Origin of the sequence: Enterobacter sp. C6 (assembly GCF_008122455.1) — a bacterium.
Taxonomy (GTDB): domain Bacteria; phylum Pseudomonadota; class Gammaproteobacteria; order Enterobacterales; family Enterobacteriaceae; genus Enterobacter; species Enterobacter pseudoroggenkampii.
The window spans coordinates 1-26,681 of record NZ_QPFW01000195.1 but is presented as its reverse complement, the minus strand read 5'-3'; the positions used below and the strand labels follow the sequence as shown (position 1 = coordinate 26,681).

Genomic DNA, 26,681 nt, shown 5'->3' with positions numbered 1-26,681 from the left:
GGTCTCCCCATGTGAGAGTAGGGAACTGCCAGGCATCAAACAAGTGAAGAGGCCATCCGAAAGGATGGCCTTTTTGCGTTTATACGCTGCACAAACTGATCCCCCATCACCCTGCTTATACGGTAAACTACCTGCGTTTTTGCATCAGGATAGCGTCTATGAACCACTCCCTTAAGCCATGGAATACCTTTGGCATTCAACGCAATGCCAATCAAATTGTACGTGCCGATACAGCACAGCAGCTGCTGGATGCATGGCAAAACGCGACAGAAAATAACGAACCCGTACTGATTCTGGGCGAAGGAAGTAATGTCCTGTTTCTCGATGATTTTGCGGGAACGGTGATCGTTAACCGCATCATGGGAATTGATGTGGTAGAGCGTGCCGATAGCTGGCACGTGCACGTGGGTGCCGGAGAAAACTGGCATCATCTGGTGCAATTTACCCTCGAAAAAGGGATGCCGGGTCTGGAAAACCTTGCGCTTATTCCAGGCTGCGCCGGATCGTCACCTATTCAAAACATCGGCGCCTACGGCATCGAACTGAAACACGTCTGTGAATATGTCGACTGCATCGAGCTGGCGACCGGAACGGCGACGCGTTTAACCGCAGAACAGTGCCGTTTTGGCTATCGTGACAGTATCTTCAAACATGAATATCAGGATCGCTACGTGATTGTCGCCGTGGGTTTGCGTCTGTCGAAGAACTGGCAGCCCGTATTGACCTACGGGGATTTAACGCGTCTCGATCCGGCGACCGTTACCGCTCGCGACGTCTTTGACTCGGTTTGCCATATGCGGATGACCAAGCTTCCCGATCCAAAAGTAAACGGAAATGCAGGAAGCTTCTTCAAAAACCCGGTTATCAGCAGCGAAAATGCAAAAGTCTTTCTTGAAGGATGGCCCGCAGCGCCACATTACCCTCAGACGGATGGCAGCGTGAAGCTGGCCGCGGGGTGGCTCATCGATCAATGCCAGCTAAAAGGCACTTCAGTAGGCGGTGCCGCCGTTCACCAACAGCAGGCCCTGGTGTTGATTAACCAGCGCGATGCGACCAGCGACGATGTGGTACAGCTGGCTCACTACGTTCGCCAGCGTGTCGGCGAAAAATTTAACGTCTGGCTGGAGCCAGAAGTCCGCTTCATTGGTCGCACAGGTGAAGTCAACGCTGTGGAGACTATCGCATGAAGGACAATACGGTCCCGTTAACCCTGATTGGTATCCTGGCGGACGGTGAATTCCATTCCGGCGAGCAGCTGGGTGAACAGCTGGGCATGAGCCGCGCCGCCATTAACAAGCATATCCAGACGCTCCGTGACTGGGGTGTTGATGTATTTACGGTTCCCGGAAAAGGCTACAGCCTGCCGGAGCCGATTCAGTTGCTGAATGAAGACGCGATCCGCAGCCAGATTGGACACGGCAATGTGGCGGTGCTGCCGGTGATTGATTCGACGAACCAGTATCTGCTTGATCGTCTGCCTGAGCTGAAATCCGGTGATGCCTGCTTTGCTGAATATCAACAGGCCGGTCGTGGCCGTCGTGGCCGCAAATGGTTTTCGCCATTTGGCGCTAACCTCTATCTGTCCATGTACTGGCGACTCGATCAGGGCCCGGCCGCTGCCATTGGCCTGAGTCTGGTTATCGGCATCGTCATGGCGGAAGTGCTGCACGATCTGGGGGCGGATAAAGTGCGCGTAAAATGGCCAAATGACCTCTACCTCAACGATCGTAAACTTGCCGGGATTCTGGTCGAACTGACGGGAAAAACGGGCGATGCGGCGCAAATCGTCATTGGCGCAGGCCTCAATATGGTGATGCGCAATGTCCAAAATGATGTGGTGAACCAGGCCTGGACTAACCTCCAGGAGGCGGGGATCGTCATCGATCGTAACACCCTTGCCGTACGTATGATTAAAGAGCTGCGCAGCTCGCTCACGCTTTTTGAGCAGGAAGGGCTGGCACCGTTCCTGTCTCGTTGGGAAAAGCTGGATAACTTCATCAACCGCCCGGTGAAATTGCTGATCGGTGATAAAGAGATCTACGGGACTTCCCGCGGTATTGACGCTCAGGGTGCGCTGCTTCTGGAGCAGGATGGCGTGATCAAACCCTGGATGGGCGGTGAGATTTCCCTGCGAAGTGCCGAATAACCGGATGGAGTGAATGATGCGAAAACCCGTCTGCGCGACGCTGGCCGTCATGATGAGTCTGCTGTTCTCACCCCTCTCTCAGGCAGGTCAGGCCTGGGAGAGTTACAAGGCGCGCTTTTTCAAACCGGAAGGCCGCATTGTCGATACCGGCAATGGCGGCGTGTCGCATACGGAAGGTCAGGGCTTTGCCATGCTGATGGCAGTGGCCAACGACGATAAAGCCACGTTCGATAAGCTCTGGCAATGGACAAACCGTGAGTTGAAGAACAAAGAGAACGGTCTGTTTTACTGGCGCTTTAACCCCGCAGAGTCCAACCCGATCGCCGACAAAAACAACGCTGCCGATGGCGATGTGCTGATTGCCTGGGCGCTGCTTAAAGCCGATGCCCGCTGGCATGACAAACGCTACAGCGCCGCATCGGATGCTATTACAAAAGCGCTGGTCGCCCATAGCGTCATCCGCTATGCGGGTTACCGCGTGATGCTGCCCGGCGTCCAGGGATTTAAGCTTGACGGTGAAGTGGTTCTTAATCCTTCCTATTTTGTGTTTCCGGCCTGGCAGGCCTTCGCCGGACGCAGTCATTTGCCGGTCTGGCGCGATTTGATTAAGGACGGGGAACGCCTGCTGGGGAAAATGGGCTCGGGTAAAGCGAACCTGCCTACTGACTGGGTTTCACTGACATCAGGTGGCAAGCTGGCTCCCGCTAAAGGCTGGCCGCCGCGAATGAGCTATGACGCGATTCGTATTCCTCTGTACGTTGCCTGGTCTGATAAACAAAGCCCGCTCCTGACGCCGTGGAAGGCCTGGTTCGGTCAGTTCCCCCGGGAACAAACGCCCGCCTGGGTTGACGTGACGACTAACGAATATGCGCCCTACATGATGGAAGGTGGTCTGCTGGCGGTTAGGGATTTAACGATGGGACAGTCTTCCGTAGAACCCGAAATCACGTCTAAGGACGACTACTATTCGGCAAGTCTGAAAATGCTGGTGTGGATTTCAGAGCAATAATAACGCACCGACTATCCCCTCTCCCCAATGGGGAGAGGGGTAAATCAGCTACTGTGGATACGGTACCCAATCCCCGCCGTTCAGGCGAACGTACGGTTTGTTCTGATACTGAATCACCACCGCGTTGGCGTTCTCCGAGACTTCTGCCGTTTGCGGCAGTTTGCTGGTGAGCTGGTCCCAGTTCACGCTATCTTCCACAAAGAGTTTCCCGTCAACGGCGCGGGCAACCAGTTCTGAGATTGCCAGATAGCTGGTTGGCTGCGTAATCTCTATTGGTGCGCCCTGATGCGGTGCCTTCATACCAAAGAATTTAATGCCTGCAGGTACGTTGGTGATGGACGGGCTTGGGATATCACGCAGACCTGACACCTGCATTCTGTCACCTTTCAGCGCACCACCGTGCTCAGGCACCACAACCACCATCACTTTACGGCCTGATTTTTCCAGCTCCGTGAAGAACGCGTCCAGCTCGTCGAAGAACTTCTGCGCACGCACTTTATAATCTGCCGTTTTGCTCACGCCCGGGAAATGGTTACCGTCATGGAGCGGCAGGGTATTAAAGAACGTCGCGCTGCGTGGATTACTGTCTTTTTCGATGGTCTGCAGCCAGCGTTGCAGGACGGCGGTATCGTCATAGACGGGCGAGCCGTCGAAGCCCAGCAGAGAGACAGGAAGACCGGTTTGGTCCATCAGCGGTGACTGCATGCCACCCTCTTCGCGCACCTCTTTCAGGAAGTTACCGAACTGGCCGTTATGTCCCAGCATCAGATGCTGCGTAAAGCCCAGCTTGGCGAGGTTATCGAACAGATAACACTGGTTGCCGGCGGGTTGATACAGATTCTTATGCGATGTCTGACCGCAGCTTGCACGCAGGAGGCGGATGGCCGCCGGGCCGCTGTACGAGGTGGCAGAGTTGAAATCTTTAAACTGAATGTCGAAATGAGACCACAGCGGATGAGACATCAAACCGGCTGCATCCACGTCTGCCCAGGAGAGAGAGCAGATGTTGATCACCAGCAGTTCAAACGGCTGAGCATCCGCCGGCAGCGCATCCGGGAATTTCGTCTGTCGCTTGTCTTCCGCGGTATAGAAACTGGAGAGCCAGGCGTTCAGGTTGGTTGAGGTCGGCGGTGCTGTCTGGGTTGGGATATCACCCACCACTGGCGTATCGCCTGCCGTGGTGACGGTGGCCGCCGCGCTTCCCCCGGTGGTGGTCACCGTGGTGGTCGGTTGACCGGCAGGCCACAGCGAAAAGTTTGGCCCAGCCAGGGTCAGCACGTTAAGCCAGATCATAATCGCGACGACAAACACCGTGACGCGGATCCACTGTGACAGGAACAGCCAGGCAACCAGCAGCACAAATACCGCGCCTATCATCTGCCAGTTAATAAACCGCTCGGTCAGATCGAGGACATAGCTGGCGCTAAAGCCCGCCACCTGGGACCCCTGGCTCATAATGCTGTCCGGCCCCGGTAGCCAGGTATCATGCCAGAACAGCGCAAAGCCGACGGGGATGGCAACCCAGTGACGTAAGCGATGCAGCCTGATATTTGGCAGCGGCATCAGCAGGAAGGCCATAAACACGAGGTTGAGTAGAGGATGGAAATTCAGATAGCCTGCCCAAAGCAGACCAAACTTCACCAGAAAGTAGAAGTTCCAGCCGGAAAGGCCGCGCCAGTATTGCCAGAGCGGCGAGGGTGACGAAGCGGTATAGGTAGAATTAGTCATGTTTTCGGTCTGCCTTGACGTGTGATGCCCGTGTCAGTGTTCCGGCTGGTTTTACATAGCGAGGTTTTATAAACAGCACTCTGGCCGTATCACGGATACGGCGTATGGAATGACGCGCATAGTAGCCAAGCGGGAAAAAGATCAGCGCACAGAATATAACCAGTTGAATAATATCGCTGATATTCATGATGATGCGTTCTCCGCGTTGTCTGTTAATAAGCGAAGGGGTTCCGGCACCCGACGCCAGACGTGTCCATCATGTCTGGCATTGAGGATCGGTTTGGCATCGCTCTTGATAGCGAGCGGTTTAACCCATTGTTCAGGCTGAAGCGCACGCATCTGCACCAGCTCCGCGCTGATCGTATTATCTTCGAACCAAATCATACGGTTCGAGAAAATATCCCCGGTAGGCAGAGGGAAGATGTGGTTAAGCGCCGTATCGAGATCGTTTACCCGGCAGAAGGACAAAAACAGCACCAGGCGATTGTCGCCAATGGTCATGATGTCCCCTGTACGGTTCGGGCGGCATAAGGTAAGCGCCTGTTCAACGCGGATACCCGGAACAGGGCGCAGGGCAACCATAACCCCTTTTCCGTCAGCTGGAAGAAGCGTATTGCTCATCATGTTGCCGACGGCGTCGCAGAAGGTATCCCATTTTTGGTATCCGCGCAGCTTCATCGGCTGCGTCATGGAGAGCAGCGTGGAAATGTCTTCCGGAACATGGCGGCTAAACTGCTGGCCCTGAACGCTTTCGATAAGCGTCAGGCAGCGTGATAATGGCGCATTCCAGGGAATAACCATATTGGCGCCGCAACCCAGAAGCAGGCGCTCATCGGTGGCGCGCAGGCTGGTATTGTTTTCGCGTACGATGATTTTTAACGCACTGCCGCGCTGGCGGCGCAAAGTGTGGATTTGCCTCGCCAGCGTCTCAATCTGGTTATTCTGCATCAGCGAGAAAATAATCGTTGCCGCCTGGGTTGTGCGCGCTTCATGGAAGAGGGCTTCGTTAGATTCAAACAGTGACCAGTTTTCCGACAGGGCAGGTGCTCCCTCTAAAACCGCGATATGGCTCAGAATGCGTTTTTCATCACTGCGCGGTTGCACCACGGTTTCTTCCTGCTGCGCCAGGTGCCACTTACCCTCGATATGTTTCAGCGTAAGTTGTTGCCTGGCGCTCACGCCTTTTTCATTACACCAGAATGCAATATCGTAGAGATAGCTTCCCGCCTGGTCACGAACGCTTGCCAGACCGAACAGGGAGCGATATTCACCCATTAAAAGTGAGAATAGCTTGTCATTATTACTGCCGGGATTGACTATCAATAGCGTGCAATTTTGAAATTTTGCCCATTTATTGATTTTTTCCAGCCACGGCAGCAGTTTTTCAGAAGGGATATTTTGCAGGACGTTATTTGCGCATTTAAGGATCACTAAATAGTGATCCGGATCAATAGTGCACTGAACGTCGCGGGACAAAAAGTATAGACTATCGGCATCCGATGTCATGGAAAATAATCGCACCGTCTGAGGCCCGCAATCGTTTTCCAGCGTGATAATTTTCTTCGGATCTTCGCCCATGCTAATGACGGCCACGCGGGAATCCTTATCCTGGGCAGCAATTGTCTGGTTTACCAGACTGATAGCATCTTCATTTCGGTCCGTATTAATCCACCAGACTCCTCCGACTGGCATGTGGCTCAATTCGTCCCATAATGACTGGATGCCAATAGAAAATATGGAGTCCACGGTGTCCCTCTTTTCGTCTAATTTATCTGTATCTCAGTTTACTAGCGAAAGCGTAGAAATAAACCTAACATTGAAATTAAAGAACATCAGATTTAGCATGTAAATGAAATTTGTCAGGGCAGGAAGCCCCGCAACTTCTTTAGCGTGCGATTTTCCTCAAAGGGATGGAAAAAGAATGGATAATAACGAACCCGGAACCCCAGTCGATTCGACCCTGGGTTACACATTCCAAAACGATTTTCTGGCGCTGACGCAGGCCTTTTCTTTACCTGAAATAGATTACACCGATATTTCCCAGCGGGAACAGTTGGCCGCGGCTATTAAACGCTGGCCGTTATTAGCTGAATTCGCCCATCAACATTAAGGGAGCCATTGATGGCCATACTCGGATTACAGGGTGTCCGTGGCGGTGTGGGTACCACATCTGTTACCGCGGCGCTGGCGTGGTCATTACAGCTTTTAGGTGAATCGGTGCTGGTTATTGACGCCTGCGCCGATAATTTGCTGCGTATGTCGTTTAACGTCGATTTTACTCGCGAAGAGGGCTGGGCCCGGGCGCTGCTCGACGATAAAGACTGGCAGGATGCAGGAATGCGCTATACCTCCCAGCTCGATCTGCTGCCGTTTGGTCAACTGACCACCACGGAGCGCGAGAATGAAGCCGCGTATCAGCGTCTGTTTTCGCAGTTCACGCTGGCGCTGCAGACCCTGAAAGAAAAGGGGCACTACAAGTGGATCCTGCTGGATCTGCCGCACGGCGCCGGCACGCTGACCCGACAGCTTATTGCCCAGTGCGATCATGTGCTCTCGATCGTCAACGTCGATGCGAACTGCCATATCCGCCTGCATCAGCAGGGGCTACCTCAAAATGGCCATATCCTGATTAACGATTTGCGCATTGGCAGCCAGATCCAGGACGATCTGTATCAGGTCTGGCTGCAGAGCCAGCGCCGCCTGCTTCCCATTGTCATCCATCGTGATGAGGGCATGGCGGAATGCCTTGCGTCGAAGCAACCGCTCGGCGAATACCGCAGCGATTCACTGGCGGCAGAAGAGATCCTGACGCTGGCTAACTGGTGTCTGCTGAACTTCGCCAACAGGGCGGAACATGCAGGGAGTGATGTATGAGTCGTCTCGCCAGCTGGTTACTCATCCCACCGGTCAGTTCGCGTTTGAGCGAACATTACCGGCATTTTCGCCGTCACGGCGCGTCGGCATTCAGCGCCGCGCTCGGCTGTTTCTGGATGATTCTGGCCTGGATATTTATTCCACTCGAACACCCGCGCTGGCAGCGCATACGTGCCCGGCACAGTGAGCTTTATCCGCACATTAATCCCGACCGGCCACGTCCTTTGGATCCGGCGCGTTATCTCATTCAGGCCATCTGGCTGGTGGCGACCTCATCCCGCGCGGAGACAAAAACGCCGCACTGGCGCAGTTTCTCCCGCGTGCAGCAGCTACGTGAACGCTACCACCAGTGGCTGGATAAACTGCCCAACAGCGTCAGCGATAAGACCAGCCATCTGGATAACCATAAAGAGCTCGGGCATCTCCACCCGGGCTTGCGGCGTTTTATCCTCGGTGTGATCGTTGTGTTCTCGCTCATTCTGGCGCTGGTCTGTATTACGCAACCTTTCAACCCTCTGGCGCAGTTCACCTTCCTGATCCTGCTGTGGGGCGTGGCGCTGCTGGTCCGCCGTATTCCGGGCCGCTTCTCGGCGCTGATGCTGATTGTGTTGTCGTTGACCGTCTCCTGTCGCTACATCTGGTGGCGTTATACCTCGACGCTGAACTGGGACGACCCGGTGAGTCTGGTGTGCGGCCTGGTGCTGCTGTTTGCTGAAACCTATGCCTGGATTGTGCTGGTGCTGGGCTATTTCCAGGTGATTTGGCCGCTCAACCGCCAGCCGGTTCCGCTGCCAAAGGACACCACCCAGTGGCCAACCGTCGATCTCTTCGTGCCGACCTACAACGAAGACCTGAGCGTGGTGAAGAACACCATCTATGCCGCGCTGGGCATCGACTGGCCAAAAGATAAGCTCAAGGTCTGGATCCTGGATGACGGCAACCGTCCGGCATTCCGCCAGTTCGCAGAGGAGGTCGGCGTCGAGTACATCGCCCGTCCGACGCACGAACATGCTAAAGCCGGGAACATCAACAACGCGTTGAAGTATGCCACCGGGGAGTTTGTCTCGATCTTTGACTGCGACCACGTGCCGACGCGCTCGTTCCTGCAGATGACCATGGGCTGGTTCCTGAAGGAGAAAGAGCTGGCGATGATGCAGACGCCGCACCACTTCTTCTCGCCGGACCCGTTTGAACGTAACCTTGGCCGTTTCCGTAAAACCCCGAACGAAGGCACGCTGTTCTATGGCCTGGTGCAGGACGGAAACGACATGTGGGATGCCACCTTCTTCTGCGGCTCCTGTGCGGTTATCCGCCGTAAACCGCTGGATGAAATTGGTGGCATCGCCGTCGAAACGGTCACCGAAGATGCGCACACCTCGCTGCGCCTGCACCGTCGTGGCTACACCTCAGCCTATATGCGTATTCCGCAGGCTGCCGGTCTGGCAACGGAGTCACTGTCGGCGCACATTGGTCAGCGTATTCGCTGGGCGCGCGGGATGGTGCAGATTTTCCGTCTCGATAACCCACTGATAGGGAAAGGACTCAAGCTGGCGCAGCGTCTTTGCTACGTTAACGCCATGTTCCACTTCTTATCCGGTATTCCGCGGCTGATCTTCCTGACCGCGCCGCTGGCGTTCCTGCTCCTTCACGCTTATATCATCTACGCCCCGGCGCTGATGATTGCGCTGTTTGTTCTGCCGCACATGATCCACGCGAGCCTGACGAACTCGAAGATACAGGGTAAATACCGCCACTCCTTCTGGAGTGAAATCTACGAAACGGTGCTGGCCTGGTACATCGCACCGCCGACGATGGTGGCGCTGATTAACCCGCATAAAGGGAAATTCAACGTCACCGCGAAGGGCGGCCTGGTGGAAGAAGAGTACGTCGACTGGGTGATCTCCCGTCCGTATATCTTCCTGGTACTGCTGAATATCGTTGGCGTCATCGCCGGTATCTGGCGTTATTTCTACGGCCCGGAAAACGAAATCCTGACCGTCTTCGTGAGTATGGCCTGGGTCTTCTACAACCTGATTATCCTCGGCGGCGCGGTGGCGGTGTCGGTGGAAAGCAAACAGGTTCGTCGTGCGCATCGCGTTGAAATCTGCATGCCTGCGGCGATCGCCCGTGAAGATGGCCATCTCTTCTCCTGTACCGTGCACGACTTCTCTGACGGCGGTCTGGGGATCAAAATCAACGGCCAGGCGAAGGTGCTGGAAGGGCAGAAAGTTAACCTGCTGCTTAAGCGCGGTCAGCAGGAGTATATCTTCCCGACGCAGGTTGTTCGCGTGGCGGGCAATGAAGTCGGTCTGCAGCTGATGCCGTTGACCAAAAAGCAGCATATCGATTTTGTGCAGTGTACGTTTGCCCGCGCGGATACGTGGGCTCTCTGGCAGGACAGCTTCCCGGAAGATAAACCTCTGGAAAGCCTGCTGGATATTCTGAAGCTGGGGTTCCGTGGCTATCGTCACCTTGCAGAATTTGCCCCGTCGTCGGTGAAATTAATTTTCCGGTCACTTACTTCGCTGGTTTCCTGGGTCGTGTCGTTCATTCCTCGTCGTCCTGAGCGGGATGAGGCGAAGCAGGCGGACCCGGTTATGGCTCAACAATGATGATAACGCGATGAAAACAAAACTTTCCTGGTTATGTGCAGTGGCAATGGGGATGAATGTCCTCCCCGCAACAATGGCTAACGCCGCTCCTGGTAATGCAGCGGCAACGCCTGCGCCAACGGTACCTGTCGTCGCGCAAGCAACCGATCCGGTTGTCACCGCGGCACCAGGTCAAACAGAAAACATCATGCCGAACCAGCCAACGGAGGGGAATACCCTGCCGGCAGACGGTCAGGTCATCGGGCAGGTGATGCCGGGCGTCCGGGGGGCGAATGCGCCCGTCGTCGCGGACAATGCGCCGTCACGGGACGTGAAGCTGACCTTCGCGCAAATTGCGCCGCCTCCGGGCAGCATGGTGCTGCGCGGTATCAACCCTAACGGCGGCATTGAATTTGGCATGCGCAGTGATGAGGTCGTCTCTAATGCGGTGCTGAACCTTGAGTACACCCCGTCACCGTCGCTGCTGCCGACCCAGTCTCAGCTGAAGGTCTATCTGAATGATGAGCTGATGGACGTCCTGCCGGTCACGAAAGAGCAGCTGGGCAAGAAAACCCAGGCTCAGGTGCCGATTAACCCGCTGTTCATCACCGACTTTAACCGTATCCGTCTGGAATTTGTCGGTCACTACCGCGATGTCTGCGAAAACCCGGCCAGCAACACGCTGTGGATGGACGTCGGACGTAACTCCTCGCTGCAGCTGACCTACCAGTCGCTGGCGTTGAAAAACGATCTTTCGGCCTTCCCGGTTCCGTTCTTTGATCCGCGTGATAACCGTCCGCTCACGTTGCCGATGGTGTTTGCCTCTTCCCCGGACGTGACCGAGCAGCTGGCGGCCACCATCGTGGCGTCCTGGTTTGGTTCACGCGCGGGCTGGCGCGGCCAGAGCTTCCCGGCAATGTATGACAAGCTGCCGGACAGAAATGCCATTGTGTTTGCGACCAACGCGAAACGCCCGGCCTTCCTGCGCGATCATCCGGACGTCAAAGCGCCGACCGTTGAGATGATAAGCCATCCGGAAAACCCGTACGTGAAGCTGCTGGTGGTCTTTGGTCGTGATGATAAAGATCTGGTGCAGGCAGCAAAAGCGATTGCCCAGGGCAACGTCCTGTTCCGCGGCAACAGCGTGGTGGTTGATGACGTCAAACCGCTGCTGGCGCGTAAACCGTATGATGCGCCAAACTGGGTGCGTACCGACCGTGCGGTAACCTTTGGCGAGCTGAAAACCTATGAAGAACAGCTGCAGGCGACGGGGCTTGAGCCAGCGCCGATTAGCCTGTCGCTGAATCTGCCGCCGGATCTGTACCTGCTGCGTACCAACGGCATTGATATCAATCTGAACTACCGCTATACCGCGCCAGCCACCAAAGACAGCTCGCGCATGGATATCAGCCTGAATAATCAGTTCCTGCAATCCTTCAGCCTGCAAAGCACGCAGGATACGAACCGCCTGATGCTTCGCCTGCCGGTGCTGCAAGGGCTGCTGGACGGTAAAACGGATGTTTCCATTCCGGCACTGAAGCTGGGTGCGATAAACCAGCTGCGCTTTGACTTCCAGTACATGAACCCGATGCCTGGCGGCTCGGCGGAAAACTGCATCACCTTCCAGCCGGTTCAGAACCACGTGGTGATTGGCGATGAATCGACCATCGACTTCTCGAAGTACTATCACTTCCTGGCGATGCCGGACCTGCGCGCGTTTGCTAACGCGGGCTTCCCGTTCAGCCGCATGGCCGATCTCTCTGAGTCCATTGTGGTGATGCCAAAAGCGCCAAACGAAGGGCAGGTCACGACTCTGCTGGACACCATGGCGACCGTCGGGGGACAAACTGGCTTACCGGCGATTAACGTCACGTTGACGGACGATGGCAGCCAGATTCAGAACAAAGACGCTGACATCATGGTGATCGGTACCATTCCGGATAAGCTAAAGGATGACAAGCGTATCGATCTGCTGGTGAAAGCGGCCCAGTCCTGGGTTAACACGCCGCTGCGCCAGACCGAGTTCCCGAGCATTATGCCGGATGTGAACGACCGTCAGGCCAGCGCGCAGACGACGGTAACGTCTCAGGGGGCGATGGCCGCAGTGGTGGGCTTCCAGTCCCCATACAACGAACAGCGCAGCGTGGTGGCCCTCCTTGCGGACAGCCCGCGCGGGTATGAACTCCTCAATACGGCCATGAACGACAGCGGTAAACGTGCCGCGATGTTTGGTTCCGTGTCGGTGATCCGTGAGTCCGGCGTCAATAGCCTGCGCGTGGGCGATGTGTACTACGTGGGCCATCTGCCGTGGTTTGAACGCCTGTGGTATGCGCTGGCTAACCATCCGGTGCTGCTCGCCATCCTGGCTGCGGTCAGCGTGGTCTTGCTGGCATGGGTGCTGTGGCGTCTGCTGCGTATCATCAGCCGTCGTCGTCTGAACCCGGATGAGTAAGATGTAATGAAAGCCTTTCGCTGGTGTGCATTAGCAGCGGTGATGCTGGCGGCGCTTCCTCTTCGCGCCGCCTGTACCTGGCCTGCCTGGGAGCAGTTTAAAAAGGACTACATCAGCGAGGGCGGGCGTGTCATTGATCCCAGTGACACGCGCAAAATAACGACCTCGGAAGGGCAAAGCTACGCCCTGTTCTTTGCCCTGGCAGCGAACGATCGCAACGCGTTTGACCAGCTGCTGACGTGGACGCACGATAATCTTGCCAGCGGCGATCTCAACGACCATCTGCCTGCCTGGCTATGGGGTCAGAAGGATAAAGAAACGTGGGCGGTGATTGATACCAACTCCGCCTCTGACGCCGATGTCTGGATCGCCTGGTCACTGCTCGAAGCGGGTCGGCTGTGGAAACATCCGGACTATACCCGCACGGGTAAAGCGTTGCTGAAACGCATTGTCAGCGAGGAAGTGGTGAAAGTGCCGGGGCTCGGCGCAATGCTGCTTCCCGGTAAAGTCGGTTTTGCCGATGAACAGGTCTGGCGCTTTAACCCCAGTTATCTTCCTCCGCAGTTAGCGAGTTATTTCACGCGCTTTGGTTCCCCGTGGACCCAGCTTCGTGAAACCAATCTGCGTCTGCTGCAGGAGAGTGCGCCGAAAGGCTTTTCGCCGGACTGGGTGCAGTATCAGAAACACAAAGGCTGGCGGTTACAGCAGGATAAGGCGCTGGTGGGCGGCTACGACGCCATCCGCGTGTATCTCTGGGTGGGCATGATGAGTGACAACGATCCTCAGAAAGCCCGGCTGCTGACGCGCTTCCAGCCGATGGCGGCAAAGACCATGAAACGGGGTGTGCCGCCGGAGAAAGTGGATGTGGCGACGGGGAAACGCACCGGGAATGGTCCGGTCGGGTTCTCTGCCGCCATGCTGCCGTTTTTACAACAGCGTGATGCCCAGGCGGTTCAGCGCCAGCGCGTTGCGGACCATTTTCCCGATAACAATGCCTATTACAGCTACGTGCTGACTCTCTTTGGGCAAGGATGGGATCAGCATCGTTTTCGCTTCACCGCAAAAGGTGAATTAATACCGGATTGGGGCCAGGAATGCGCAAGTTCACAGTAAATCTACTCACTTTATCGCTTGGCCTGGCACTGATGCCGCTGGCTGAAGCCGCCAACTCTCCGCAGCAGAAACAGCTGCTGGAACAGGTTCGGCTGGGCGAATCGACACAGCGTGAGGATTTGGTTCGTCAGTCGCTTTATCGTCTGGAGCTGATTGACCCGAACAACCCTGACGTCATTGCCGCACGCTTTCGCTACCTGCTGCGCCAGGGCGATAACGCCGGTGCGCAAAAAGAGCTGGATCGTCTGAAAGGGATCGCGCCGGGCTCGAGTGCGTACCAGTCATCACGCAACACGATGCTGCTTTCTACCCCGGATGGCCGGCAGCAGCTCCAGCAGGCGCGACTGCTCGCCACCACGGGACACACGCAGGAGGCGATTGCCGCCTATGACAAGCTGTTTGACGGCAACCCGCCGGGCGGCGACGTGGCCACGGAATACTGGAACGTTGTGGCGAAAGACCCTGCTCGCCGAAATGCAGCCATTAACCAGCTCAAGAAAATAAACAGCAGCAGCCCCGGAAATACGCAGCTTCAGGCAACGCTGTCCCAGCTTTTGTTCCAGAGCGGACGCCGTGATGAAGGCTTTGCGGTATTGCAGGAGATGGCCAAATCCACCAATGGCCGTAACCAGGCGTCTGATATGTGGTATGACCAAATCAAAGGTCAGCCTGCCAGCAGCGCCAGCGTCAGCGCGCTGCAAAAATACCTGAGCGTATTCAGCGACGGGGATAGCGTCGCGGCGGCGCGTGCCCAGCTTGAAGCGCAGCAAAAACAGCTCGCCGATCCGGCGTTCCGCGCGAAAGCGGAAGGGCTGGCGGCGGTGGATGCCGGGCAGGGGAGTAAGGCGGTGGCGGAGCTGCAAAAAGCCGTCAGCGCCAACCATGCCGACAGTGAGGCGGTGGGTGCCCTCGGCCAGGCCTATTCTCAGAAGGGCGACCGCGCCCGCGCGGTGGCACAGTTTGAAAAGGCGATTGCCCTCGATCCCCAGAGCGATAACCGGGGTAAATGGGACAGTCTTCTGAAGGTTAACCGCTACTGGTTGCTGATCCAGCAAGGCGATGCGGCGCTGAAGGCGAATAACCCGGCGCAGGCGGAGCGTTACTATCAGCAGGCACGCGGTATCGACAATACCGACAGCTATGCCGTGCTGGGGCTGGGCGACGCCGCCGCGGCGCGTAAAGATAACGACGCGGCGGAACGTTATTATCGCCAGGCGCTGCGTATGGACAGCGGCAACAGCAATGCGGTTCGCGGCCTGGCCAATATTTACCGCGCGCAGTCGCCGGAGAAGGCCTCGCAGTTTATCCAGTCTCTCTCCGCCAGCCAGCGCCGAAGCATAGACGATATTGAACGTAGCCTGACCAACGAACAGCTCTCCGCCCAGGCCGAACAGCTTGAGAACCAGGGGAAATACGCGCAGGCAGCAGACATTCAGCGTCGTCGTCTGGCGCTCTCTCCCGGCGACGTGTGGATAACTTATCGTCTCTCGCGCGATCTCTACAGCGCGGGTCAGCGCAGCCAGGCGGATACCCTGATGCGTCAGCTTGCCAGCCAGAAACCGTCCGATCCGGATCAGGTGTACGCCAACGGGCTCTATCTTTCCGGAAACGATCAGGACCGCGCCGCGCTGGCGCATCTGGATACACTGCCGCGCAGCCAGTGGAACGGCAATATTCAGGAACTTGCCGACCGCCTGCAAAGCAACCAGGTGCTGGAGACCGCCAACCGTCTGCGCGACAGCGGCAAAGAGCAGGACGCAGAGAATCTTCTTCGCCAGCAGCCGACCTCCACCCGTATCGACCTCACGCTGGCGGACTGGGCACAGCAGCGTGGCGATCTGGACTCGGCGAAAACGACGTACAATGCCGTCCTGCAGCGTGAACCGCAGAACGAAGACGCGATCCTCGGCCTGACCGAGATTTACAGCGCGCAGGGTAACAAAGATGCCGCGCGCGCAGAGCTGGCGAAACTGCCCGCCGCGCAAAACGGCCGGCCGCTGTCGCTCAATATGCAGCGCCGCATCGCGATGGCGCAGGCAGGCCTGGGCGATTCCGCTGCCGCAGAACAGACCTTCAACAAAATCATTCCGCAGGCTAAATCGCAGCCCGGCTCCATGGAAAACGCGCTGGTGCTGCGTGATGCCGCACGTTTCCAGGCGCAGAACGGCCAGCCTCAGCAGGCGCTGGAAACCTATAAAGATGCGATGGTATCGACGGGTATCACGACGACGCGTCCGGCTGACAACGACAGTTTCACCCGTCTGACGCGTAACGATGAAAAGGATGACTGGCTGAAGCGCGGCGTGCGCAGTGATGCCGGTGACTTGTACCGTCAGCAGGATGTTAACGTCACGCTGCAGCACGACTACTGGGGCTCCAGCGGCACGGGCGGTTATTCCGACCTGAAAGCGCATACCACTATGCTACAGGTGGATGCCCCGCTCTCAGATGGGCGCATGTTCTTCAGAAGCGATCTGGTCAACATGGACGCCGGTTCATTTGATAGCAAGAACGGGACTTACGACCCTAAATGGGGAACCTGCTACGAAACGCCGTGTAGCGGCAACACCCATCAGTCCGACAATGGCGCGAGCGTCGCCGTCGGCTGGCAGAATAAGACCTGGGCGATGGATATTGGCACAACGCCAATGGGCTTTGACGTCGTCGACGTGGTGGGCGGCATCAGCTACAGCAGCGATCTGGGGCCCATCGGCTATACCGTTAACGCCCATCGCCGCCCAATCTCCAGCTCTCTGCTGGCCTTCGGCGGGCAAAAAGATACCAATACCGGCACCACCTGGGGCGGCGTACGCGCCACCGGTGGCGGCGTAAGTATGAGCTATGACAAAGGGGAAGCGAACGGCGTCTGGTCAAGCCTGAACGCGGAAACGCTGACGGGTAAAAATGTGGAGGATAACTGGCGCGTCCGCTGGATGACGGGTTACTACTACAAGCTCATTAATAAAAACAATGAGCGTCTGACGGTCGGCGTCTCCAATATGCTCTGGCACTACGACAAAGACCTGAGTGGTTATACCCTGGGTCAGGGCGGCTACTACAGTCCGCAGGAGTATGTCTCCTTCGCGCTGCCGGTGACCTGGCGTAAACGCACGGAGAACTGGTCCTGGGAGCTGGGTGGCTCGGTGTCCTGGTCACACTCCAAAACCAAAGACGAGCTGCGCTACCCGATTCAGAATCTGATCCCGACCGATGAGCCAGACCGCTATACCGACCGGGGCGCGATGGAAACCGGCAGCAGTTCTTCCGGTACGGGTTATACCGCACGGGCCATTATCGAACGCCGCGTAACGTCCAACTGGTTTGTGGGCATGGGCGTGGATATTCAGGAAGCGAAAGACTATACCCCAAGCCACGCGCTGATCTATGTGCGCTACTCTGCTGCAGGCTGGCAGGGCGATATGGACTTACCGCCGCAGCCGCTTATCCCTTACGCGGACTGGTAATCGGATTTTCCTTAATCCATTTGTAAGTCTCTCTTAATAGCGCGGCAATCGGGTATACTCAGGCGCGCCAGGTTTACACCCTGGCGCGCCCTGCGCTTCGAGTTTTGTGGAGAGTCATTTTGCGTGTCAGCCGTTCCTTAACAATCAAACAGATGGCGATGGTTTCTGCCGTCACCATGCTGTTTGTCCTGCTTTTCTGCGTAATTCTGCTGTTTCATTCCGTACAGCAGAATCGCTATAACACGGCCTCGCAGTTAGAAAGTATTGCCCGCTCGGTGCGCGGCCCGCTCTCCGCCTCGATTCTGAAAGGGGATATTCCCGAAGCGGAAACCATTTTAAAACGCATTCAGCCTGCCGGCGTCGTTAGCCGCGCCGACGTCGTCTTGCCTAACCAGTTTCAGGCGCTGCGGATGAGCTTTATCCCGGAGCGTCCCGTCCCGATGATGGTGATGCGCCTGTTTGAACTGCCGGTGCAAATTTCGCTGCCCGTTTATTCACTCGAACGCCCTGCCAATCCGCAGCCGCTGGCCTACCTGGTATTACAGGCGGACTCTTACCGCATGTATAAATTCGTCATGAGTTGGGTGGTTACGTTAGTGACCACTTGCTTACTTATGACGCTTATTCTCAGCGTGGCGCTCACCTGGTGTATTAACCGGCTGATTGTTCATCCGCTGCGCCGTATCGCCCGCGAGCTGAATACGCTTGCGCCGCAGGATCAGATGGGGCATCAGCTTGAGCTACCGCGTCTGCATCATGACGATGAGATAGGCATGCTGGTGCGCAGCTACAACCTCAACCAGCAGCGGATCCAGCGTCAGCAGGATGAGTTAAACAGCAGCGCCACGCGCTTCCCGGTGTCGGAGCTTCCCAATAAAGCCTTCCTGATGGCAATGCTGGAGCAAACCGTTGAGCGCCAGCAAACCACGGCGCTGATGGTTATCGCCTGCGAAACTCTGCAGGACACGGCTGGCGTGCTCAAGGAGAGCCAGCGCGAAATGCTGCTGCTCACCCTGGTGGAAAAGATCAAATCTGTCCTTGCCCCGCGCATGGTGCTGACTCAGGTCAGCGGTTACGACCTGGTGGTGATTGCCAATGGCGTAAAAGAGCCCTGGCATGCGATCACATTAGGTCAGCAAGTACTCACTGTCATTAATGAGCGGTTGCCGATTCAGGGTATCCAGCTTCGCCCGAGCGCCAGCATCGGTATCGCCATGTACTACGGTGATTTAACGGCGGAACAGCTTTATCGTCGCGCCTTCTCGGCGGCGTTTACTGCTCGGCGCAAAGGGAAAAATCAGATCCAGTTCTTCGACCCGGAGCAGATGGAAAAGGCGCAGCAGCGCCTGACGGAAGAGAGCGACATCCTGACCGCCCTGGATAACCGCCAGTTTGCCCTCTGGCTGCAGCCGCAGGTGAATTTGCTGACGGGAGAAGTGAAAAGCGCCGAGGCTCTGCTGCGTCTGCAGCAGCCGGATGGTTCATGGGAGCTGCCGGAAGGGCTGATTGAGCGCATTGAGTCCTGCGGCCTGATGGTTACCGTCGGCTACTGGGTGCTGGAGGAGTCCTGCCGTCAGCTTGCGGCCTGGCAGGAGCGCGGCGTGACGCTGCCGCTGTCGGTTAACCTGTCTGCCCTGCAGCTTATGCACCCGACCATGGTTTCAGAGATGCTGGAGCTGATCCATCGTTACCGCATCAAGCCAGATACGTTGACCCTGGAAGTGACGGAGAGCAGACGTATTGACGACCCCAATGAGGCGGTCGCGATCCTGAAGCCGCTGCGTAATGCCGGTATTCGCATTGCGCTGGACGATTTTGGCATGGGGTACGCCGGGCTGCGCCAGCTTCAGCACATGAAAACCCTTCCGGTAGATGTGCTCAAAATTGACAAAGCGTTTGTCGACGGTCTGCCGGACGACAGCAGCATGGTGCAGGCGATTATCCAGATGGCGCGCAGTCTCAACCTGCACCTTATTGCCGAGGGGATTGAAACCGACGCGCAACGCGCCTGGCTGGCAGAGGCGGGTGTGGAGAGCGGGCAAGGCTTCCTTTTTGCCCCTGCTGTTCCTTCGGATGTCTTTGAACAACGATACCTTTCTGGTGCTGACGACCCCGCAAAAGTGTAACTTTGTTGCTGGCTTGTGCGAGCCAGCTCAAAGTTCTTAACATTTGTGTTTCAAATTTGAACTGAGTTTATTTCTGTCCTGTTATGTGGGTGTTATTTTAAAGCCGCAGGTTAACCATAACCTTACAAAACCTGTGGTTTTTCTTCCCAAGGACACCTTATGAAAACCTCACTCTTCAAAAGTCTTTATTTCCAGGTCCTGACAGCCATCGCCATCGGTATTCTGCTGGGTCACTATTACCCTGAGCTGGGCGCGCAAATGAAACCGCTTGGCGACGCGTTCGTTAAGCTCATCAAAATGGTCATCGCGCCGGTGATCTTCTGTACGGTAGTCACGGGCATCGCTGGCATGGAAAGCATGAAGGCGGTCGGTCGTACCGGTGCAGTGGCGCTTCTTTATTTCGAAGTGGTCAGTACCCTTGCGCTGATTATCGGTCTGATCATCGTCAACGTGGTGCAGCCAGGCGCGGGGATGAACGTAGACCCCTCAACGCTGGATGCTAAAGCGGTCGCGGTGTATGCCGAGCAGGCGAAGGATCAGGGCGTGGTCGCCTTCCTGCTGGACGTCATCCCTGGCAGCGTCATTGGCGCGTTCGCCAGCGGAAACATCCTCCAGGTTCTGCTGTTCGCCGTGATGTTTGGTTTTGCCCTGCACCGTCTGGGCAGCAAAGGCCAGCTTATCTTTAATGTGATCGAAAGCTTCTCGCAGGTCATTTTCGGCATCATCAATATGATCATGCGCCTGGCGCCAATCGGTGCCTTCGGTGCGATGGCCTTCACCATCGGTAAATATGGCGTCGGCACGCTGGTGCAGCTGGGTCAGCTGATTATCTGCTTCTATATTACCTGTATCCTTTTCGTGGTGGTGGTGCTGGGCTCCATCGCCCGCGCGACAGGTTTCAACATCTTCAAATTTATCCGTTACATCCGTGAAGAACTGCTGATTGTTCTGGGGACCTCCTCTTCAGAATCGGCGCTGCCGCGTATGCTCGACAAGATGGAGAAACTCGGGTGCCGTAAATCGGTGGTCGGGCTGGTGATCCCGACGGGCTACTCCTTCAACCTGGACGGTACCTCGATATACCTGACGATGGCGGCCGTATTTATCGCTCAGGCGACCAACAGCCATATGGATATTTTCCATCAGATTACCCTGCTGGTGGTGCTCCTGCTCTCCTCTAAAGGTGCGGCAGGCGTAACGGGCAGCGGCTTTATCGTGCTGGCAGCCACCATTTCTGCTGTGGGTCACCTGCCGGTGGCGGGTCTGGCGTTGATTCTGGGTATTGACCGCTTCATGTCTGAGGCGCGTGCGTTAACCAACCTGGTGGGTAACGGCGTGGCAACGGTGGTGGTGGCGAAATGGGTGAAAGAGCTGGATCACAAAAAGCTCGACGATACTCTGAATAATCGTTCAACTGACAGCAAAAATCCTGGCTTATCCTCTTAAACTTGTCACAAATGCCCGTATTCCCTTGTGGGGATGCGGGCTCCTGCGCATAATAACTGTTCATACCTGTCATAATTCGACAAGATTTTTTTTGGGTATATTTCACTTCGGACCGTGACGTTTTGCCGAACGCGCGGTCTAATCGACGTGTTTTCATCGTCATCTTTAAGAGTGAAGCGCGTCGCGAGGCACTCTTTTTTAACCAGGAATGTTGATCAGGGGTTCACATGCAGGGCACAAAAATTCGACTCTTAACCGGCGGTTTGCTGATGATGGCAGCAGCCAGTTATGTGCAGGCAGATGCGCTCCAGCCAGACCCGGCCTGGCAACAAGGGACATTAGCGAACGGTTTTCAATGGCAGGTCTTAGCCACGCCGCAACGTCCCAGCGATCGTATTGAAATCCGTCTGTCCGTAAATACCGGCTCCCTCACGGAAAGCACTCAGCAAACCGGATTCAGTCACTTTATTCCCCGGCTGGCGCTCACGCAGAGCGGCAGCCTGCAAGCGGTTCAGGTGCGTTCACTCTGGCAGCAGGCCATCGATCCGAAACGCCCACTTCCCCCGGCTGTTGTCTCGTATGACTACACCATGTTTAACCTGAGCCTGCCAAACAACCGTAACGACCTGCTTAAAGAAGCGCTGACGTATCTCTCCGATGCCTCTGGCAATCTGGCGATCACGCCGGACACCGTCAACTATGCGTTGAGTAACAGCGACATGGTGGCAACCTGGCCTGGGGATACCAAAGAGGGCTGGTGGCGTTACCGCCTGAAGGGCTCAACGTTACTGGGACATGATCCGGCCGAACCGCTGAAACAGCCGGTGGACGCCGAACAGGTGAAATCGTTCTATCAGAAGTGGTACACCCCGGACGCGATGACGCTGATCGTGGTGGGTAACGTGGACAGCCGCGCGGTGGTGGAGCAGATCAACAAAGCGTTTGGCGATCTGAAAGGCAAGCGTGAAACGCCAGCCCCTGTCCCGACGCTCTCTCCGCTGCGTGCAGAGCCTGTCAGCATTATGACGGACACCGTGCGTCAGGATCGCCTCTCCGTCATGTGGGATAACGCCTGGCAGCCCATCCGTGAATCTGCGGCGATGTTACGCTACTGGCGTGCCGATCTGGCACGTGAAGCGCTGTTCTGGCACGTCCAGCAGACGCTGAGTAAGAACAACGTGAAGAATATCGGTCTTGGCTTTGACTGCCGCGTGCTGTTCCAGCGTGCACAATGTGCCATCAACGTTGAATCACCGGGCGATAAGCTAAATGCCAATCTGGGTGTGGTCGCGAAAGAGCTGGCAAAAGTGCGTAAAGAGGGGCTTTCCGAAGAGGAATTCAATGCTCTCGTGGCGCAGAAAAAACTCGAGCTGCAGAAGCTGTTTGCGACCTACGCTCGTGCCGATACCGACATTCTGATCAGCCAGCGTATTCGTTCCCTGCAGAATCAGGTGGTGGACATTGCGCCGGAACAGTATCAGAAGCTTCGTCAGGACTTCCTGAACGGTCTGACCGTCGATATGCTCAATCAGGACCTCCGTCAGCAGCTGTCGCAGGAGATGGCGTTGATCCTTCTGCAACCGAAGGGCGAGCCGGAATATGACATGAAGGAACTTCAGACGACCTGGGATGCCATTATGGCTACCGCGCCGCAGCCAGCGCAGGCCGCCACGGCGGATGATTTACATCCGGACGCGACGGATATCCCGCAAGGGCAGTAATGCAAACATTCCCTCTCCCTGTGGGAGAGGGTTAGGGTGAGGGCATCAGCCCGCACCCTACTTAAACAGGCATCGCCTCGCGCGGAATAATCGCCCCGCGATACTGAATCACCGTGCTGGCCGTCAGGTGCCCGCGCTGTGCCGCCGCTTCCGGCGTTCCACCCGTCAGGCGTACCGCCAGATAGCCCGCGCTGAATGAATCACCTGCCGCCGTGGTATCAATCACTTTCTCTTTGGCAAGCTTCACTGCCGGAACGTCAACCAGCGCTTCACCCGCCACCGCGACCAGGCACGAATCCGCACCGCGCTTAATCACCACTTCGCTCACGCCTGCCGCCTGCGTGCGCGCAATTACGTCATCTACCGGCTTTTCACCCCACAGGGCGTCTTCATCGTCGAGCGTCAGGAAGGCAATGTCGGTGCACTGCAGCATCTGCTGATAAACCTGCTGCGTCTCTTCGCGGCTGGCCCACAGGCGCGGGCGGTAGTTGTTATCGAAAATAACCTTACCGCCGTTGGCACGGCATTCGCGCAGCAGCGAGAGCAGCTTGTCTCGGCTGGCGGGGCTTAAAATCGCCAGGCTAATGCCGCTCAGATAGAGATAGTCAAATGTCGCCAGCTCTTCGCAGATGGCCGCGGCCGCGTCGCTCTCCAGCCAGAATTTGGCTGCGGCTTCGTTACGCCAGTAATAAAACGTGCGTTCGCCTGTACTGTCGGTTTCGATGTAATAAAGCCCCGGGAGGCGGTTTTCCATACGCTGAATCAGCGACGTTTCAACATGTTCACTCTGCCAGGCCTCCAGCATTTGCTGGCTGAAGCTGTCCGTACCCAGGGCGGTAACGTAGTTCACGGTGAGCGCCTCAGGCGCGACCTGACGGGCAATATAAACGGACGTGTTTAACGTATCGCCACCAAATCCGCGGCTGACTTCCGCGCCTTTTTGTGACAGCTCAATCATGCATTCGCCAATCACGGCAATTTTTTTGGACATAGTCGTGAACCTGAACAGAAGAATTATCAGCAGTGTGCGCTGAGTGAATTAACCGGTCAACTATATTAAAACAACGTTCCATTATTTTTTTTGAGCCAGCGCGTGTTCCCGCGCATTTCTGTCATCTTAATTTCATTTTCCGGGTGAATTGAACATAAAGTTCTCAATTGTCGCGCCGATAATCCTGTGACGAGTCCAGAAAGGCTATCCCAACAACAGGACATCTGAAATGAAGTCAGAGCAGGTTATCCAGCGGCTGAGCACTACGCCTGAGGCAAGTATTGAGAACTTGCAGGAGCATCGCTACTGGCTGCAATGTGAGCGTGCGTACACCTATCAGCCGATCTACCGAACAGATGGTCGACTGATGGCCATCGAAATTTTGACCGTCGTTACGCACCCCTCAAACCCTACTCAGCGCATCGCGCCGGATCGCTATTTTGCCGAAGTTGCCGTTCGCCAGCGTCTGGACGTGCTGGAAGAGCAGCTTCGCATGCTGGCAACGAAGCACGCCTTTTTCGAACAGCACGATATCCTCGCCTCGGTGAACGTCGATGGCCCAACCCTGCTGGCGCTGCGCCAGAACGCGAAATTGCAGGAGCTGATCGCCACCCTGCCGTGGATGCGCTTTGAGCTGGTGGAGCATGTCCGTTTGCCGCAGGACTCCTCGTTTGCTTCGATATGCGAATACGGCCCGCTGTGGCTGGATGACTTTGGCACCGGCATGGCGAACTTCTCCGCCCTGAGTGAAGTGCGCTACGACTACATTAAAGTGGCCCGCGATCTGTTCATTATGCTGCGTCAGACCCCGGAAGGGCGGAATCTGTTTACGCTGTTATTACAGCTGATGAACCGCTATTGCCAGGGCGTGATTGTTGAAGGTGTGGAAACACTGGAAGAGTGGCGCGATGTGCAAAACTCTCCCGCAGCGGCGGCGCAAGGCTACTATCTCTCTCGCCCGGTACCCATGGATCGCCTCGATAACGTCATAACGACCCTCTGATAAACCCGCTTCCCTTTGTCTGGACTATAGTTTTACAGGACAGGTCATCAGGAAAGGGGATAAAAATGACAAGAACAACCAGGGTAATCTCCTGGACAGCAGGGATTTTCTTGTTGTTGATCGTGGTTGTCGCCATCATTATTGCGACGTTTGACTGGAACCGTCTCAAGCCGACCATCAACCAGAAAGTCTCAACCGAGCTGAACCGCCCCTTCGCCATACGGGGTGATTTGGGGGTGGTATGGGAACGCCAGAAAGAGGAGCCCGGCTGGCGAAGCTGGATCCCCTGGCCACATATCCATGCTGACGACATCATTCTCGGCAACCCGCCGGATATCCCGGACGTCACTATGATCCACCTGCCGCGGGTTGAAGCCACGCTGGCTCCGCTGGCACTCTTCACCAAAACGGTCTATCTGCCGTGGATCAAACTTCAGCAGCCCGATGCGCGCCTGATCCGCCTCTCCGAAAAAAACAACAACTGGACGTTTAGCCTGGCCAGCGACAGCGAAAAAGATCCGAATGCCCAGCCTTCTTCCTGGTCATTCCGTCTCGACAATATTCTCTTCGATCGCGGGCGGATCGCCATCGACGATAAGGTCAGCAAGGCGGATGTGGAGATCCTGGTCGATCCGCTGGGCAAGCCGCTGCCGTTCAGCGAGGTCACGGGGACGAAAGCGAAAGGTGATGCGGCAAGCGTGGGCGACTATGTCTTCGGCCTGACGGCAAAAGGACGCTATAACGACCAGCCGCTCAGCGGTAAAGGGAAAATAGGCGGCATGCTGGCGCTACGGAGCGAAGGCACGCCGTTCCCGGTGCAGGCGGACTTCCGTTCCGGTAACACCCGCGTGGCGTTCGTGGGCACGGTCAACGACCCGATGAACATGGGCGGCGTTGATCTTCAGCTTAAATTTGCCGGTGATTCGCTGGGCGAGCTGTATGAACTGACCGGCGTACTGCTGCCGGATACCCCACCGTTCGAAACGGACGGGCATCTGGTCGCCAAAATCGATACCGAAAAAGCGTCCGTTTATGACTACCGTGATTTTAACGGCCGCATCGGCGACAGCGATATCCACGGCTCGCTGACCTACACCACTGGAAAACCGAGGCCGAAGCTGGAAGGGGACGTTGAGTCCCGACAGCTGCGTCTGGCCGACTTAGGCCCGTTGATAGGTATCGACTCCGGTAAAGGTACGAAGTCAAAAGAGGTGAAGAAAGATCCTCAGCCTGCCGGCAAAGTGCTGCCTTATGAACGTTTTGAGACGGATAAATGGAACGTGATGGATGCGGATGTGCGCTTCAAAGGCGGAAAAATTGAACATGGCAGTACGCTGCCGATAAGCAATCTTACGACCCATATCCTCCTTAAAAGCGCCGACCTGCGTCTGCAGCCGCTGAAGTTTGGCATGGCGGGCGGGACGATCTCCTCGAACATTCACCTGGAAGGCGATAAGAAGCCGATGCAGGGACGGGCGGAGATTCAGGCGCGTCGATTGAAGCTGAAAGAGCTGATGCCGAACGTCGAGTTGATGCAGAAAACCCTCGGTGAAATGAACGGTGATGCCGATATTCGCGGCGTGGGGAACTCGGTTGCGGCGCTGCTGGGCAGCGGCAATGGTAACCTGAAGCTGCTGATGAACGACGGGCTGGTGAGCCGCAACCTGATGGAGATCCTGGGGCTGAACGTCGGTAACTACGTCATCGGGCAAATCTTTGGTGATGACGAGGTGCGGGTGAACTGCGCGGCGGCCAATCTGGATCTGGTTAACGGCGTGGCGCGTCCGCAGATTTTTGCCTTTGACACGGAAAACGCGGTGATTAACGTGACCGGTACCGCGAGCATGGCCTCGGAGCAGCTTGATCTGACTATTGACCCGGAAAGTAAGGGGATTCGTATCATCACCCTGCGCTCGCCGCTTTACGTGCGCGGGACCTTCAAAAATCCGCAGGCGGGCGTGAAGCCCGGACCGCTGATTGCGCGTGGCGCAGTGGCTGCGGCGCTTGCGACGCTGGT

18 protein-coding genes are annotated in these 26,681 nt (G+C 56.4%); 14 read left to right on the top strand and 4 right to left on the bottom strand.

Features of this window, described 5'->3' with window-relative positions; genetic code table 11:
* Positions 1 to 158 precede the first annotated feature (158 nt).
* From murB to DOU50_RS08090, 3 genes are read left to right on the top strand one after another with little or no spacing between them, the layout of a single operon-like run.
* The gene (murB, locus tag DOU50_RS08100) at positions 159 to 1,187 is read left to right on the top strand and encodes a UDP-N-acetylmuramate dehydrogenase (RefSeq protein WP_048992969.1); all 1,029 of its coding nucleotides are present in this window, start codon (positions 159 to 161) and stop codon (positions 1,185 to 1,187) included.
* Positions 1,184 to 2,146, top strand: coding sequence for a bifunctional biotin--[acetyl-CoA-carboxylase] ligase/biotin operon repressor BirA (birA, locus tag DOU50_RS08095; protein ID WP_148769160.1), 963 nt, complete (start codon positions 1,184 to 1,186; stop codon positions 2,144 to 2,146). The genes murB and birA overlap by 4 nt, the downstream gene beginning before the upstream one ends.
* A 16-nt stretch (positions 2,147 to 2,162) precedes the next feature.
* Positions 2,163 to 3,155: a glycosyl hydrolase family 8 gene (locus tag DOU50_RS08090; protein ID WP_148769161.1), complete on the top strand. Its 993-nt coding sequence runs from the start codon at positions 2,163 to 2,165 to the stop codon at positions 3,153 to 3,155.
* Positions 3,156 to 3,203: 48 nt separating this feature from the next.
* Here the strand turns inward: DOU50_RS08090 and bcsG are convergent, their stop codons facing one another.
* From bcsG to bcsE, 3 genes are read right to left on the bottom strand one after another with little or no spacing between them, the layout of a single operon-like run.
* Positions 3,204 to 4,883 carry a cellulose biosynthesis protein BcsG gene (gene bcsG / locus DOU50_RS08085; RefSeq protein ID WP_048992966.1) on the bottom strand — a complete coding sequence of 560 codons (1,680 nt, stop codon included), beginning with the start codon at positions 4,881 to 4,883 and terminating at the stop codon, positions 3,204 to 3,206.
* Positions 4,876 to 5,073 (bottom strand): cellulose biosynthesis protein BcsF, encoded by a 198-nt coding sequence (gene bcsF, locus DOU50_RS08080; protein ID WP_024908822.1) that lies wholly within the window; start codon positions 5,071 to 5,073, stop codon positions 4,876 to 4,878. Before bcsF ends, bcsG begins: the two co-directional genes overlap by 8 nt.
* On the bottom strand, positions 5,067 to 6,629 hold the full coding sequence (bcsE, locus tag DOU50_RS08075) for a cellulose biosynthesis c-di-GMP-binding protein BcsE (RefSeq protein ID WP_024908823.1): 1,563 nt from the start codon (positions 6,627 to 6,629) through the stop codon (positions 5,067 to 5,069). Before bcsE ends, bcsF begins: the two co-directional genes overlap by 7 nt.
* A 175-nt stretch (positions 6,630 to 6,804) precedes the next feature.
* On the opposite strand from bcsE, the gene bcsR reads away from it, so the two are divergent.
* The 9 genes from bcsR to DOU50_RS08030 all read left to right on the top strand — a co-directional run bounded on the left by bcsR (position 6,805) and on the right by DOU50_RS08030 (position 22,670).
* On the top strand, positions 6,805 to 6,993 hold the full coding sequence (gene bcsR, locus DOU50_RS08070) for a cellulose biosynthesis protein BcsR (protein ID WP_024908824.1): 189 nt from the start codon (positions 6,805 to 6,807) through the stop codon (positions 6,991 to 6,993).
* A gap of 11 nt (positions 6,994 to 7,004) precedes the next feature.
* The gene (bcsQ, locus tag DOU50_RS08065) at positions 7,005 to 7,757 is read left to right on the top strand and encodes a cellulose biosynthesis protein BcsQ (RefSeq protein WP_024908825.1); all 753 of its coding nucleotides are present in this window, start codon (positions 7,005 to 7,007) and stop codon (positions 7,755 to 7,757) included.
* Positions 7,754 to 10,369 (top strand): UDP-forming cellulose synthase catalytic subunit, encoded by a 2,616-nt coding sequence (gene bcsA / locus DOU50_RS08060; RefSeq protein WP_148769159.1) that lies wholly within the window; start codon positions 7,754 to 7,756, stop codon positions 10,367 to 10,369. Before bcsQ ends, bcsA begins: the two co-directional genes overlap by 4 nt.
* A gap of 10 nt (positions 10,370 to 10,379) precedes the next feature.
* Positions 10,380 to 12,800, top strand: coding sequence for a cellulose biosynthesis cyclic di-GMP-binding regulatory protein BcsB (gene bcsB / locus DOU50_RS08055; protein ID WP_148769158.1), 2,421 nt, complete (start codon positions 10,380 to 10,382; stop codon positions 12,798 to 12,800).
* Positions 12,801 to 12,806: 6 nt separating this feature from the next.
* A complete protein-coding gene (gene bcsZ / locus DOU50_RS08050; RefSeq protein ID WP_148769157.1) occupies positions 12,807 to 13,913 on the top strand; it encodes a cellulose synthase complex periplasmic endoglucanase BcsZ in 1,107 nt (368 codons plus the stop codon).
* The gene (gene bcsC / locus DOU50_RS08045) at positions 13,895 to 17,377 is read left to right on the top strand and encodes a cellulose synthase complex outer membrane protein BcsC (RefSeq protein ID WP_090420500.1); all 3,483 of its coding nucleotides are present in this window, start codon (positions 13,895 to 13,897) and stop codon (positions 17,375 to 17,377) included. The genes bcsZ and bcsC overlap by 19 nt, the downstream gene beginning before the upstream one ends.
* Before the next feature lie 119 nt (positions 17,378 to 17,496).
* Positions 17,497 to 19,503, top strand: coding sequence for a biofilm formation regulator HmsP (gene hmsP / locus DOU50_RS08040; RefSeq protein ID WP_024908830.1), 2,007 nt, complete (start codon positions 17,497 to 17,499; stop codon positions 19,501 to 19,503).
* Between the two features lie 159 nt (positions 19,504 to 19,662).
* Entirely contained in the window at positions 19,663 to 20,949 is a 1,287-nt protein-coding gene (locus DOU50_RS08035; RefSeq protein ID WP_032662127.1) for a dicarboxylate/amino acid:cation symporter, read from the top strand.
* A 227-nt stretch (positions 20,950 to 21,176) separates the two neighbouring features.
* The gene (locus DOU50_RS08030) at positions 21,177 to 22,670 is read left to right on the top strand and encodes a M16 family metallopeptidase (RefSeq protein WP_024908831.1); all 1,494 of its coding nucleotides are present in this window, start codon (positions 21,177 to 21,179) and stop codon (positions 22,668 to 22,670) included.
* Positions 22,671 to 22,731: 61 nt separating this feature from the next.
* Here DOU50_RS08030 and DOU50_RS08025 read toward each other — a convergent pair whose 3' ends face one another.
* On the bottom strand, positions 22,732 to 23,661 hold the full coding sequence (locus DOU50_RS08025; protein WP_148769156.1) for a sugar kinase: 930 nt from the start codon (positions 23,659 to 23,661) through the stop codon (positions 22,732 to 22,734).
* A 229-nt stretch (positions 23,662 to 23,890) separates the two neighbouring features.
* Between DOU50_RS08025 and pdeH the strand changes: the two genes are divergently transcribed.
* Both pdeH and DOU50_RS08015 read left to right on the top strand, forming a co-directional pair.
* Complete coding sequence (pdeH, locus tag DOU50_RS08020) at positions 23,891 to 24,664, top strand: cyclic-guanylate-specific phosphodiesterase (protein ID WP_024908833.1); 774 nt, start codon at positions 23,891 to 23,893, stop codon at positions 24,662 to 24,664.
* A gap of 65 nt (positions 24,665 to 24,729) precedes the next feature.
* On the top strand, positions 24,730 to 26,681 hold a 1,952-nt coding region (locus DOU50_RS08015; RefSeq protein WP_148769155.1), incomplete at its 3' end, for an AsmA family protein.

Coding starts and splice junctions, on each gene's coding strand:
- murB (WP_048992969.1), top strand. CDS start 159: ATGAACCACTCCCTTAAGCCATGGAATACCTTTGGCATTCAACGCAAT.
- birA (WP_148769160.1), top strand. CDS start 1,184: ATGAAGGACAATACGGTCCCGTTAACCCTGATTGGTATCCTGGCGGAC.
- DOU50_RS08090 (WP_148769161.1), top strand. CDS start 2,163: ATGCGAAAACCCGTCTGCGCGACGCTGGCCGTCATGATGAGTCTGCTG.
- bcsG (WP_048992966.1), bottom strand. CDS start 4,883: ATGACTAATTCTACCTATACCGCTTCGTCACCCTCGCCGCTCTGGCAA.
- bcsR (WP_024908824.1), top strand. CDS start 6,805: ATGGATAATAACGAACCCGGAACCCCAGTCGATTCGACCCTGGGTTAC.
- bcsQ (WP_024908825.1), top strand. CDS start 7,005: ATGGCCATACTCGGATTACAGGGTGTCCGTGGCGGTGTGGGTACCACA.
- bcsA (WP_148769159.1), top strand. CDS start 7,754: ATGAGTCGTCTCGCCAGCTGGTTACTCATCCCACCGGTCAGTTCGCGT.
- bcsB (WP_148769158.1), top strand. CDS start 10,380: ATGAAAACAAAACTTTCCTGGTTATGTGCAGTGGCAATGGGGATGAAT.
- bcsZ (WP_148769157.1), top strand. CDS start 12,807: ATGAAAGCCTTTCGCTGGTGTGCATTAGCAGCGGTGATGCTGGCGGCG.
- bcsC (WP_090420500.1), top strand. CDS start 13,895: ATGCGCAAGTTCACAGTAAATCTACTCACTTTATCGCTTGGCCTGGCA.
- DOU50_RS08035 (WP_032662127.1), top strand. CDS start 19,663: ATGAAAACCTCACTCTTCAAAAGTCTTTATTTCCAGGTCCTGACAGCC.
- DOU50_RS08030 (WP_024908831.1), top strand. CDS start 21,177: ATGCAGGGCACAAAAATTCGACTCTTAACCGGCGGTTTGCTGATGATG.
- DOU50_RS08025 (WP_148769156.1), bottom strand. CDS start 23,661: ATGTCCAAAAAAATTGCCGTGATTGGCGAATGCATGATTGAGCTGTCA.
- pdeH (WP_024908833.1), top strand. CDS start 23,891: ATGAAGTCAGAGCAGGTTATCCAGCGGCTGAGCACTACGCCTGAGGCA.